Here is a 13,354-nt window from a genome sequence, read left to right as displayed (position 1 = left end):
GTTCTCGTTTGTTACTGGATTAGCCAAAAAACTGTATAAAATCCTGCATATTATTCGTTCTTTTAAAATTTCATGTACAATAATTGAAATTCATTTATTTACTGAACAAGTTAGAGAAGAATCCTTTCTTTTTTTTCTCTTCTCCTTTGGCTGCTGCGAGTTGTTGAATGCTCCGTATATTTTCCATTAACATTTTATCTCTTTCATTTGTTCGTTCTTCTTGTCTTTTTAATTGTTGTCCCACTTGTTTAAGGAGCTCACGATCCGCTTTACGTTCATCCTCAATTTTTTCTAACAGGGCGTAATAAGAGTTTCGTTCTTGCTCCATTTCTTGGATTTTCTCTATAAGACTTTTGTTAAGTTGTTCTTGATTTTTTACATAATTCATTAATGATTGTATAGCTTCTTCTGTTAAAATAGATGGTTCAGCTGATATAGGATTTAAAGAGTGGGTAACAGAATGGGTTTCATTTTGGGATTCCTTTTTCTTTTTTTGAAGAGCGCCCCCCGCTCTTTCTAAAGAGTGTCCACCTTGACGCCTTGATACAATAACCTTTGCAGCTTGTTCTAAATTAAACCTTTGTTCCTGTACTAAAGTTTTAAACAAAATAAGTGTGTCTTCATCATAGCGGGTATAGTAGCGAGTTCCATCTTCATTCTTTTCCCAGCCATACCCGTTCTTTTCTAGAGCGGCAGCCCATTTTCTTAAAGTGCTTATTCCGATACCTAGCCGCTCGCTCATTTCCTTATTTAGCAAGACATATTCGTATCTTTTCACGCTCTCACCTCGCTCTCTAGAATAGCATAAAACGCTCTCCATCCGCTCTTGAACTCGCTTTTCAATGGTTATTCGAGGATTGAAAGGGATTTCCTTTGTATTTTTTGCTTAGCGTGTTTTTTTTTAAAATACTAACAATCCCCCTATAACTTACCTTTCTAATTATTAATTATTAAAAATAGAAGATAAATCACGATAAAAATAGCACCAAAAAAGGCTGCAACAAATCATTGCGGCCCTTTTTATTGTGATGCTACAATGCGTTTCTTACTATTTAACATTAAAATAATTAAAGTAATTAAAGGAGGTACATATATGGAAATTGGAAAAAAAATAAAACATTTAAGATTAATAAATAAAATGACACAAGAAGATGTAGCTAGCCAATTATTTATTTCAAGACAAGTTATATCTAAATGGGAACTAGGAAAAAGTCTTCCCGATCTAACCAATTTATTAGCCTTAAGCAATCTATTTAATGTTTCAATTGATTCTTTATTAAAGGAGGATTCAAATTTGCAAAATCAGATAATAAAACAAAGCAATTACAAAAGATATTTACTAATAGCCGCTATATATATATATTCTTTGATTACTCTTATTGTTATATTTTATTGTCTTATTGCTTTTTTACTTATACCAAAAGACATAAAAACATCAGATCTAAAAGTTATTAATTCACACTTTTATAAAAAAAACGATAAAGAAGAAATTCTATATATTTATAGTAAATTAACACCTTTTTTCTCCAATTATTCAGGGGATTATAGCCTCAATGTAAAAGAACATGAAATAAACATTCATGCTAATCGAAATTCAATTCCTTTTAGAAATAAAGATGTTTTATTTTCAATTGAAAAAGATATATCTCATGGAATAGATTGGGAAGAAAAAGATGTTTACATTGTAGATGAAAACAATAAAAAAATACTTATATATAACCATAAAAATAAACAACTGTATTACCAACTAAAAAATTAAAAAGTAGGCGATCAAAATTAAAAACATTTATAAATATATTTTTATACTAACTACGCTTATTCTTAATATAATTAGTTCTCTACTCATTATGAATACTGCATTTACACCAGGGAATATGGTATTTGCTATTACATTTTTATTTTTCACCATGCTATTTCAATCAACTACAATGCTATTTATTATATATATGATTAAAAATGATACATCTAAAAAGCTAAAAATAATATTATATGTATTTTTAACACTAGATATATTTATCTTTTTATCATTGCTATACATGACATATATAGTAACAACAACATTAAAATATTATTAACATTTTTATAGTAAGGGAATGCTTGTATACTGATCTGTACTGCATTCCCTTATTATATGTATGCTATATTATCTACTTAATAGAAAAATAAAGTAGATAAAGGTAGTTGTATCGTGTCTGTCAACGGTAAGCGGACAGAATGAAGCGAAAGCGAAATGAAGGAGCATTAAGGAGTTGACAGACTCACTATGCAACCCTCTTGTGGTTGTCAAAAGGTATCCTTTTGACCCTGCCAACCGGCGAGGGAGCCCCTCAAGGATTGAGGGGTTGGGGAGTTCGATTGATGGGGTCAAGGGGAAGAGTTCCCCTTGTAGGTTCGGACAAAGTCCGAGGTCTTTTTGCCATGTTAAACATGGCTCGGCAACGCCGACAAGCGTCGCAGACCCCTATCGATTTTGATGCGTTAGCGTCAAAATACGTATAGGGTTACGTTAATTGACTCCATTTCGTCGCTTTGCTAGACTTATGGTATCAATTAATCTAGGGGAAGTGGTGGCACTTTATGTTGGCGTCTATCTCATTTAATCAATCTCACCAAAGTTCGTTGAGCCATAATAACAGAGAAAACATTCATGGGAATCCTGGTATTGATCCAGCCAGGTCAGAGGAGAATATTTACTTTGTTCAAAAGGACATCCGAAGTGTATACAAGGATGTTTTTCAAGAGGCGGTGGACAAGTATAACGAGAAACAAAAACGGAATGATCGTAAAATAAATGATTACTATGCCAAAGTACATAAAGACGATAAGACACATGAGCAACGAGAATTGATCGTAGCGATTGGAGAAGGCAAAGATGACCCAAAGTATAGGGAAGCAAAGAAAGAAGCGTTAAAACGGTATGCAGAAGCGTTTCAAGAGCGTAATCCAAATCTAGCAGTCTATAACATGGTGTTACATGATGACGAAGCAAATCCGCATCTACATATTAACTATGTACCGAATTTCGAAAGTAGTCGAGGCTTAACGAGGCGTGTCGGAATGGATAGAGCCTTGCAACAACAAGGCATAAAAGGAAAAGGAACGGAACTTATTGCGAATTGGAGAACATTAGAAACGGCTTATATCGAGGAATTAGCAAAAGAACATATTCCTGATTTTGAAAGGGCAAATGTAGGGTCTCACAAGTACATGAAAGTCCGTCAGTATAAGGAATATGCAGAAACAAAATCATTTATTGAAAATCAAGTACAAGAAAAAGAAACGCAATTACAAGTTGTCGATCATCATTTGAAAGATGCTGAAGAAAAAGCAAAAGAATTACAGATGGTGAAAAAGCGTTTGGAAAGTGATGTCGTTGAGAAGTACAAAGAATTAGAGACAATGAAGCAACAAGTGGAAAGCGGAAGTGAAAAGCTGCAGCTGATTGGCCAACGTTATGTAGAGTTAGAAAAAAGAGTAAAACAAAAGCAAGAAGAATTAGATCGTGTTGCGGATCAAGTACCACATGAACCTGTTAAAATTCCATTTTTGCGTAAAGAAGTAATAACAGAAGTACAGGATAAGATGTTTGGAAAAGCTGAAATCAAGAAGAAACAGACAAGAAATTATGTGTTATCACCAGAACAATATCAAGAATTAACAAAACAAGTGAATGCAGCGGTGACTATCAAAAAGGATTATGAGCATTTGAGAAAAACAGATTTTGTGAAAGAGTATCAAAGTTTACGAATGACTGCAGAAGGTTGGATGGAAGAGAATAGGACATTGAAACAAGAAAAAGGTCAGTTGCAAAAAGAAGTGGGGACGTTAAAGACTGAAATAAGTTCTTTAAAAGCTCATATAAGAGATTTACAGACAAATATAAAGGTTTTATATCAAGAAACAAAAAAAGTCTTTAAAGAGCAATTTAAGACGTTTAGAGCGATTATTAAAAATGAATTGGATAATAAGGGAATAGATAATCAATTTGAACGTGAGTATAAGAGGGAAATGAGCAATAAACATCGAGGATTTGATATGGAAAGATAAAAAAATTGGGGAAACTTTGTTTCCATCTTTCAGGTTATTGAAAACGTGATAGAATGAAAAAAGAGCCATGCGGGAACATGACTCTTTTAAAAGGGTATTCTACGAAAATACCTAAAAGAAAATTATCTGGTTATAGGTTATCATAATTTGATTTATAATCAAATAGCAAAAAATAGGTGTTTTTGTTGATTCCCTCAATTTAAGGAGGAATTAACTAGATATGACAAAGAAAATTATTGATTTTGGACAAGTTGAAAAAAAAGCAAAAGAAAGAGATAGCAAAATTAATAGTATTTATGAAAAACTTGAAGGCACTGGTGGACTTTCTGAAGAAGAAAGAGCCATGATGCTACAAGTATTAAGTAAAATGTCTGGTGGAGAAGAATATTTTATTGGTAAAAAGAAAAAACCTACGGATCGGGTGAGATTTGTGCAAATGATTACAGAGAATATTGATTATTTATGTGAAATTGGCTATTTAACTCAACCGGAAAAGGCATTTTTATTTGATATTTCAAGATTTCTAGAATTTAAATCAAATGTTGTTGTTGAAAAAAATAAAGATGATGATATAAAACCGAATGCAGCATCTCCTAGTTATTTAGCTAAGAAATTAGGGAAAACAAGGACTTCTATTTCAAAAATGATGAATGAATTGCTTGAAAAAGGAGTTTTAGGAGTGGCAGAAACTGGTGTAATAACTGAAGATGGAAGAACTTGTTCAGCAAGGACTTGGTTTGTTAATCCTAATATATTATGTAATTCACCTAAAGATGATATTGATAGAGCGACTCAACAAATTTTTTCAAAAGCTTTACGTAATATTAAAATTGAAGGTAATAGAAAAAAACATAAACTACCAATTTATTTATTTTAGATGTCAATTTATATTGACATCTTTTTTTATTTATCATTTTCCATTTTATAGGTGTTAAATTTTTTTAACACAGGTGTTAAAAAAATTTAACACCTTATGTCTTATAAACCCTTGCTATTACTGGCTTTCTTCACTTTACTCTTCTCACTCTTATATATAGGGCTAAAAGTTCCGCAAGGAACGGGTCGTATTTTTGAGAAAACCACTCAAAAATCTCCACCCTCAAAATAAAAAAGTCGGTTCGTTAATCCTCACCTAAAGGCTACCGCCTTTTCTTTTTTATTTTGTCCTTGCAAAACTTTTTTCGGCTGGTTTTTAGCTTTTGCCAAGCCGAACAGACCAAAAACGAGGATTTAGATGGTTCGACTTAGACTAGCAATTGTACCAGCCGAACCACCCAGTCCTATCGATCTATTCAGTTCTCTTTTGCAATATGCAGTTACGTTAAATTCTTGGGGGCTAGCCCCCAAACCCCCAGCCAGCACTCACACCCAAAAACAAGGGAAATACCGAATAGACATTTACATTTTTTGTATTTTCTTGAATACAAACCCTATTTTGGTATAAATAGGTTGAGGAAGCGCTAACATTATAGTATTGTTATAATGTGGTTGATTTACATAATGAATTAACTATATTACATACGCAAACTATTGTATTTTTGAAGGAGAGGTTATTATGGTATTGAAGAAAGCTAGTTTTAAATTGGCAAGTATTTTTGTTTTATCTATGATTCTATTATTAGGGTTATTTTCACCTGTAGAATCATATGCTCAAACTATTGATAATAGTGTTGCTTTATCATCTGAAATTAACGAAGGTGATGCGGCTTTAAGAAGTGATCCAGGGGAAAACGCTTATTATAATTCGTTAATGGTTAAATATGGAGTATTTAGTCATGATGGTGTTTGGTCTTGGCATAAAGGATCTTTTGGTCATCCAATTGAGTCTTTAGCCTATCATTATAATAAACATGGGAAATCAGTTGGAGCTACAACAATGACGCAATATATAAATAAATCTATAGCATTTAAAGCTAATCTTAAAGGAGCAACAACATCAAAAGTTAATGGAGCGGTTCCAAATGTTTATAGATATAAAAAATTAGGTAAATTCATAGATATTCAAAAAGGAAGCAACTTAATTATTTCTTTTGGTAAAGCGTAAATAAAAGCAATAAAAAAGAGGGTCTAAAAAAGACTCTCTTTTTTATTTTTTGGTATTGAAAGGGAAAATTAGATACCTCGATGTAAGATGTAATATTCACCTGTTTCAAGTTTTTGAGTAAATGTAATAATTTTTTCTAATTGAATTATTAAATCTTGTTTGTTGAATTGCAATTCTTTATATTCTCCTTCATCTTTATTATTCTCATTCCATTCATATTGTCCGGTTAAATAAATTTTGTCAGGGGCATTTCTAATTAAATTTTCCCAAGAAGTAAGAATGTTTTTAAAAATTAAAGCGGATTTTTTATCAAATAAAGTTAATTCATAATAATTAATACCAAATTGTCTTGGGAAGTTTGGATTTATAGGGTTAATACTGGGAATCCACTTCAAAGAATCATTAATATATACAATGAAATCGTCATGAATTGTAACCATATCAATAAAATCTAATTCATTTTTATTTAATTTCCAAATGTATTTCATATCTATGTTTTTTTTTATTAAAAAGAATTCATGTTCTAATGTCATAATTTTCCCCTTTTTATTTTTTTCTGTTTATAGCATTATAACAAACTATATCTATATAACGAGGTTGGTTTTTTTATCTTTTATCAGGCCAAACAGGGGTACCGCCAGCATTTCAGAAAAAAACCATGCTAAGCAAAAAAACTAGCCTCTACAAAAGAAGCTAGTTGACGTAAAATTCGTTCTCGGAAGTTCAGGTTTGTATGTATTTGTTCAAGTTTAGGAATTTATTCTCTCCATTTGTCTTTATTGCTATATGTTTCATAATCAAACTTTGGCATATAATCAAATTCTTCGTCATTTTTCTGTTCATATGCTTCTCTAGCTACACTCAATAAAGATTCAAACTCTATGTCCTTCGGCATTTCCTCAGGATTTTGTAAAACTTCGTAATAGAAGTCCCGTCCATTTGCTACAACCACACATCTTGCATACAGAAAATTGTCTACGGAGAAAAATTCTTCTTCGTTTACATAGGCATACTCACCAATGTTCTTTGCATATTCAATACCGTCCAAATCGTAAAGCAATTTCGAGAGTATGTCCTCAAAAGCAAATATATCTTCATTGGAACTTTCACTTAAATAGTTTACCGCCTTTTCCAAAACCGCTTCGTCATCACCTTCATGCTCCCAATCAAACATATCAATAATTTTCCAGAACTCATTCTCGTCCATCTTCTGATTTTGAGATGTGTTAAACATATTAACCTTCTCCTTTGTTTTCTTTTTATTTATAACTACATTTTGATGATTTTGATTACAACCAAACAGACTGCATATCAAAAAGAGGGAAACAAATAACTTTTTCTTCATATAAGTCCCCCTTTTTTTCTCCATTGTACCATTTAAAAAAAGGCATGTATCGTGTTTTTTAGATTGTATAATCTATTCAAATTCAGTTAACATAACATCCTATTATCGGTAGCAAGGATAAAGGAGAATCCCTTGTGAGAGTAGGGATTCTCCTTTATCCTTTTCTATTACTCTATGCATCTTTTTATACATTCCTATCTTGACGCAGGTTTTCTGGTTCTCGTTTGTTACTGGATTAGCCAAAAAACTGTATAAAATCCTGCATATTATTCGTTCTTTTAAAATTTCATGTACAATAATTGAAATTCATTTATTTACTGAACAAGTTAGAGAAGAATCCTTTCTTTTTTTTCTCTTCTCCTTTGGCTGCTGCGAGTTGTTGAATGCTCCGTATATTTTCCATTAACATTTTATCTCTTTCATTTGTTCGTTCTTCTTGTCTTTTTAATTGTTGTCCCACTTGTTTAAGGAGCTCACGATCCGCTTTACGTTCATCCTCAATTTTTTCTAACAGGGCGTAATAAGAGTTTCGTTCTTGCTCCATTTCTTGGATTTTCTCTATAAGACTTTTGTTAAGTTGTTCTTGATTTTTTACATAATTCATTAATGATTGTATAGCTTCTTCTGTTAAAATAGATGGTTCAGCTGATATAGGATTTAAAGAGTGGGTAACAGAATGGGTTTCATTTTGGGATTCCTTTTTCTTTTTTTGAAGAGCGCCCCCCGCTCTTTCTAAAGAGTGTCCACCTTGACGCCTTGATACAATAACCTTTGCAGCTTGTTCTAAATTAAACCTTTGTTCCTGTACTAAAGTTTTAAACAAAATAAGTGTGTCTTCATCATAGCGGGTATAGTAGCGAGTTCCATCTTCATTCTTTTCCCAGCCATACCCGTTCTTTTCTAGAGCGGCAGCCCATTTTCTTAAAGTGCTTATTCCGATACCTAGCCGCTCGCTCATTTCCTTATTTAGCAAGACATATTCGTATCTTTTCACGCTCTCACCTCGCTCTCTAGAATAGCATAAAACGCTCTCCATCCGCTCTTGAACTCGCTTTTCAATGGTTATTCGAGGATTGAAAGGGATTTCCTTTGTATTTTTTGCTTAGCGTGTTTTTTTTTAAAATACTAACAATCCCCCTATAACTTACCTTTCTAATTATTAATTATTAAAAATAGAAGATAAATCACGATAAAAATAGCACCAAAAAAGGCTGCAACAAATCATTGCGGCCCTTTTTATTGTGATGCTACAATGCGTTTCTTACTATTTAACATTAAAATAATTAAAGTAATTAAAGGAGGTACATATATGGAAATTGGAAAAAAAATAAAACATTTAAGATTAATAAATAAAATGACACAAGAAGATGTAGCTAGCCAATTATTTATTTCAAGACAAGTTATATCTAAATGGGAACTAGGAAAAAGTCTTCCCGATCTAACCAATTTATTAGCCTTAAGCAATCTATTTAATGTTTCAATTGATTCTTTATTAAAGGAGGATTCAAATTTGCAAAATCAGATAATAAAACAAAGCAATTACAAAAGATATTTACTAATAGCCGCTATATATATATATTCTTTGATTACTCTTATTGTTATATTTTATTGTCTTATTGCTTTTTTACTTATACCAAAAGACATAAAAACATCAGATCTAAAAGTTATTAATTCACACTTTTATAAAAAAAACGATAAAGAAGAAATTCTATATATTTATAGTAAATTAACACCTTTTTTCTCCAATTATTCAGGGGATTATAGCCTCAATGTAAAAGAACATGAAATAAACATTCATGCTAATCGAAATTCAATTCCTTTTAGAAATAAAGATGTTTTATTTTCAATTGAAAAAGATATATCTCATGGAATAGATTGGGAAGAAAAAGATGTTTACATTGTAGATGAAAACAATAAAAAAATACTTATATATAACCATAAAAATAAACAACTGTATTACCAACTAAAAAATTAAAAAGTAGGCGATCAAAATTAAAAACATTTATAAATATATTTTTATACTAACTACGCTTATTCTTAATATAATTAGTTCTCTACTCATTATGAATACTGCATTTACACCAGGGAATATGGTATTTGCTATTACATTTTTATTTTTCACCATGCTATTTCAATCAACTACAATGCTATTTATTATATATATGATTAAAAATGATACATCTAAAAAGCTAAAAATAATATTATATGTATTTTTAACACTAGATATATTTATCTTTTTATCATTGCTATACATGACATATATAGTAACAACAACATTAAAATATTATTAACATTTTTATAGTAAGGGAATGCTTGTATACTGATCTGTACTGCATTCCCTTATTATATGTATGCTATATTATCTACTTAATAGAAAAATAAAGTAGATAAAGGTAGTTGTATCGTGTCTGTCAACGGTAAGCGGACAGAATGAAGCGAAAGCGAAATGAAGGAGCATTAAGGAGTTGACAGACTCACTATGCAACCCTCTTGTGGTTGTCAAAAGGTATCCTTTTGACCCTGCCAACCGGCGAGGGAGCCCCTCAAGGATTGAGGGGTTGGGGAGTTCGATTGATGGGGTCAAGGGGAAGAGTTCCCCTTGTAGGTTCGGACAAAGTCCGAGGTCTTTTTGCCATGTTAAACATGGCTCGGCAACGCCGACAAGCGTCGCAGACCCCTATCGATTTTGATGCGTTAGCGTCAAAATACGTATAGGGTTACGTTAATTGACTCCATTTCGTCGCTTTGCTAGACTTATGGTATCAATTAATCTAGGGGAAGTGGTGGCACTTTATGTTGGCGTCTATCTCATTTAATCAATCTCACCAAAGTTCGTTGAGCCATAATAACAGAGAAAACATTCATGGGAATCCTGGTATTGATCCAGCCAGGTCAGAGGAGAATATTTACTTTGTTCAAAAGGACATCCGAAGTGTATACAAGGATGTTTTTCAAGAGGCGGTGGACAAGTATAACGAGAAACAAAAACGGAATGATCGTAAAATAAATGATTACTATGCCAAAGTACATAAAGACGATAAGACACATGAGCAACGAGAATTGATCGTAGCGATTGGAGAAGGCAAAGATGACCCAAAGTATAGGGAAGCAAAGAAAGAAGCGTTAAAACGGTATGCAGAAGCGTTTCAAGAGCGTAATCCAAATCTAGCAGTCTATAACATGGTGTTACATGATGACGAAGCAAATCCGCATCTACATATTAACTATGTACCGAATTTCGAAAGTAGTCGAGGCTTAACGAGGCGTGTCGGAATGGATAGAGCCTTGCAACAACAAGGCATAAAAGGAAAAGGAACGGAACTTATTGCGAATTGGAGAACATTAGAAACGGCTTATATCGAGGAATTAGCAAAAGAACATATTCCTGATTTTGAAAGGGCAAATGTAGGGTCTCACAAGTACATGAAAGTCCGTCAGTATAAGGAATATGCAGAAACAAAATCATTTATTGAAAATCAAGTACAAGAAAAAGAAACGCAATTACAAGTTGTCGATCATCATTTGAAAGATGCTGAAGAAAAAGCAAAAGAATTACAGATGGTGAAAAAGCGTTTGGAAAGTGATGTCGTTGAGAAGTACAAAGAATTAGAGACAATGAAGCAACAAGTGGAAAGCGGAAGTGAAAAGCTGCAGCTGATTGGCCAACGTTATGTAGAGTTAGAAAAAAGAGTAAAACAAAAGCAAGAAGAATTAGATCGTGTTGCGGATCAAGTACCACATGAACCTGTTAAAATTCCATTTTTGCGTAAAGAAGTAATAACAGAAGTACAGGATAAGATGTTTGGAAAAGCTGAAATCAAGAAGAAACAGACAAGAAATTATGTGTTATCACCAGAACAATATCAAGAATTAACAAAACAAGTGAATGCAGCGGTGACTATCAAAAAGGATTATGAGCATTTGAGAAAAACAGATTTTGTGAAAGAGTATCAAAGTTTACGAATGACTGCAGAAGGTTGGATGGAAGAGAATAGGACATTGAAACAAGAAAAAGGTCAGTTGCAAAAAGAAGTGGGGACGTTAAAGACTGAAATAAGTTCTTTAAAAGCTCATATAAGAGATTTACAGACAAATATAAAGGTTTTATATCAAGAAACAAAAAAAGTCTTTAAAGAGCAATTTAAGACGTTTAGAGCGATTATTAAAAATGAATTGGATAATAAGGGAATAGATAATCAATTTGAACGTGAGTATAAGAGGGAAATGAGCAATAAACATCGAGGATTTGATATGGAAAGATAAAAAAATTGGGGAAACTTTGTTTCCATCTTTCAGGTTATTGAAAACGTGATAGAATGAAAAAAGAGCCATGCGGGAACATGACTCTTTTAAAAGGGTATTCTACGAAAATACCTAAAAGAAAATTATCTGGTTATAGGTTATCATAATTTGATTTATAATCAAATAGCAAAAAATAGGTGTTTTTGTTGATTCCCTCAATTTAAGGAGGAATTAACTAGATATGACAAAGAAAATTATTGATTTTGGACAAGTTGAAAAAAAAGCAAAAGAAAGAGATAGCAAAATTAATAGTATTTATGAAAAACTTGAAGGCACTGGTGGACTTTCTGAAGAAGAAAGAGCCATGATGCTACAAGTATTAAGTAAAATGTCTGGTGGAGAAGAATATTTTATTGGTAAAAAGAAAAAACCTACGGATCGGGTGAGATTTGTGCAAATGATTACAGAGAATATTGATTATTTATGTGAAATTGGCTATTTAACTCAACCGGAAAAGGCATTTTTATTTGATATTTCAAGATTTCTAGAATTTAAATCAAATGTTGTTGTTGAAAAAAATAAAGATGATGATATAAAACCGAATGCAGCATCTCCTAGTTATTTAGCTAAGAAATTAGGGAAAACAAGGACTTCTATTTCAAAAATGATGAATGAATTGCTTGAAAAAGGAGTTTTAGGAGTGGCAGAAACTGGTTGTAATAATGAAGATGGAAGAACTTGTTCAGCAAGGACTTGGTTTGTTAATCCTAATATATTATGTAATTCACCTAAAGATGATATTGATAGAGCGACTCAACAAATTTTTTCAAAAGCTTTACGTAATATTAAAATTGAAGGTAATAGAAAAAAACATAAACTACCAATTTATTTATTTTAGATGTCAATTTATATTGACATCTTTTTTTATTTATCATTTTCCATTTTATAGGTGTTAAATTTTTTTAACACAGGTGTTAAAAAAATTTAACACCTTATGTCTTATAAACCCTTGCTATTACTGGCTTTCTTCACTTTACTCTTCTCACTCTTATATATAGGGCTAAAAGTTCCGCAAGGAACGGTCGTATTTTTGAGAAAACCACTCAAAAATCTCCACCCTCAAAATAAAAAAGTCGGTTCGTTAATCCTCACCTAAAGGCTACCGCCTTTTCTTTTTTATTTTGTCCTTGCAAAACTTTTTTCGGCTGGTTTTTAGCTTTTGCCAAGCCGAACAGACCAAAAACGAGGATTTAGATGGTTCGACTTAGACTAGCAATTGTACCAGCCGAACCACCCAGTCCTATCGATCTATTCAGTTCTCTTTTGCAATATGCAGTTACGTTAAATTCTTGGGGGCTAGCCCCCAAACCCCAGCCAGCACTCACACCCAAAAACAAGGGAAATACCGAATAGACATTTACATTTTTTGTATTTTCTTGAATACAAACCCTATTTTGGTATAAATAGGTTGAGGAAGCGCTAACATTATAGTATTGTTATAATGTGGTTGATTTACATAATGAATTAACTATATTACATACGCAAACTATTGTATTTTTGAAGGAGAGGTTATTATGGTATTGAAGAAAGCTAGTTTTAAATTGGCAAGTATTTTTGTTTTATCTATGATTCTATTATTAGGGTTATTTTCACCTGTAGAATCATATGCTCAAACT

The 13,354-nt window shown here is 32.2% G+C and carries 11 protein-coding genes; 7 read left to right on the top strand and 4 right to left on the bottom strand.

The genetic code is table 11. The features are described 5' to 3' along the window. Positions 1-94: 94 nt before the first annotated feature. Positions 95-778, bottom strand: coding sequence for a MerR family transcriptional regulator (locus AB1280_RS24595; RefSeq protein WP_429757414.1), 684 nt, complete (start codon positions 776-778; stop codon positions 95-97). A 315-nt stretch (positions 779-1,093) separates the two neighbouring features. Between AB1280_RS24595 and AB1280_RS24590 the strand changes: the two genes are divergently transcribed. The 4 genes from AB1280_RS24590 to AB1280_RS24575 all read left to right on the top strand — a co-directional run bounded on the left by AB1280_RS24590 (position 1,094) and on the right by AB1280_RS24575 (position 6,091). After that, complete coding sequence (locus AB1280_RS24590; RefSeq protein WP_429757413.1) at positions 1,094-1,759, top strand: helix-turn-helix domain-containing protein; 666 nt, start codon at positions 1,094-1,096, stop codon at positions 1,757-1,759. 818 nt (positions 1,760-2,577) lie between these two features. Beyond that, positions 2,578-4,047 (top strand): plasmid recombination protein, encoded by a 1,470-nt coding sequence (locus AB1280_RS24585; RefSeq protein WP_429757412.1) that lies wholly within the window; start codon positions 2,578-2,580, stop codon positions 4,045-4,047. A 220-nt stretch (positions 4,048-4,267) separates the two neighbouring features. Further along, a complete protein-coding gene (locus AB1280_RS24580) occupies positions 4,268-4,924 on the top strand; it encodes a MarR family transcriptional regulator (protein ID WP_429757411.1) in 657 nt (218 codons plus the stop codon). A 678-nt stretch (positions 4,925-5,602) separates the two neighbouring features. Beyond that, complete coding sequence (locus AB1280_RS24575; protein WP_429757410.1) at positions 5,603-6,091, top strand: hypothetical protein; 489 nt, start codon at positions 5,603-5,605, stop codon at positions 6,089-6,091. Between the two features lie 68 nt (positions 6,092-6,159). Here AB1280_RS24575 and AB1280_RS24570 read toward each other — a convergent pair whose 3' ends face one another. From AB1280_RS24570 to AB1280_RS24560, 3 genes are all read right to left on the bottom strand, one after another. After that, positions 6,160-6,624, bottom strand: coding sequence for a hypothetical protein (locus AB1280_RS24570; RefSeq protein WP_429757417.1), 465 nt, complete (start codon positions 6,622-6,624; stop codon positions 6,160-6,162). A 224-nt stretch (positions 6,625-6,848) separates the two neighbouring features. Further along, positions 6,849-7,436, bottom strand: coding sequence for a DUF4240 domain-containing protein (locus AB1280_RS24565; protein WP_429757415.1), 588 nt, complete (start codon positions 7,434-7,436; stop codon positions 6,849-6,851). Positions 7,437-7,746: 310 nt separating this feature from the next. After that, complete coding sequence (locus tag AB1280_RS24560) at positions 7,747-8,430, bottom strand: MerR family transcriptional regulator (protein WP_429757414.1); 684 nt, start codon at positions 8,428-8,430, stop codon at positions 7,747-7,749. A gap of 315 nt (positions 8,431-8,745) precedes the next feature. Between AB1280_RS24560 and AB1280_RS24555 the strand changes: the two genes are divergently transcribed. The 3 genes from AB1280_RS24555 (at position 8,746) to AB1280_RS24545 (ending at position 12,576) form a co-directional block, all read left to right on the top strand. Then, positions 8,746-9,411, top strand: coding sequence for a helix-turn-helix domain-containing protein (locus AB1280_RS24555; RefSeq protein ID WP_429757413.1), 666 nt, complete (start codon positions 8,746-8,748; stop codon positions 9,409-9,411). Between the two features lie 818 nt (positions 9,412-10,229). Continuing rightward, complete coding sequence (locus AB1280_RS24550) at positions 10,230-11,699, top strand: plasmid recombination protein (RefSeq protein WP_429757412.1); 1,470 nt, start codon at positions 10,230-10,232, stop codon at positions 11,697-11,699. 220 nt (positions 11,700-11,919) lie between these two features. Next, entirely contained in the window at positions 11,920-12,576 is a 657-nt protein-coding gene (locus AB1280_RS24545) for a MarR family transcriptional regulator (protein WP_429757419.1), read from the top strand. Positions 12,577-13,354: the final 778 nt, after the last annotated feature.

The sequence above is a fragment of the Bacillus sp. S10(2024) genome, from assembly GCF_050473865.1.
In the GTDB taxonomy this organism is placed as follows: domain Bacteria; phylum Bacillota; class Bacilli; order Bacillales; family Bacillaceae_G; genus Bacillus_A.
Note: the sequence above shows the minus strand (reverse complement) of the source record. Positions and strands in the feature narration are given on the sequence as shown.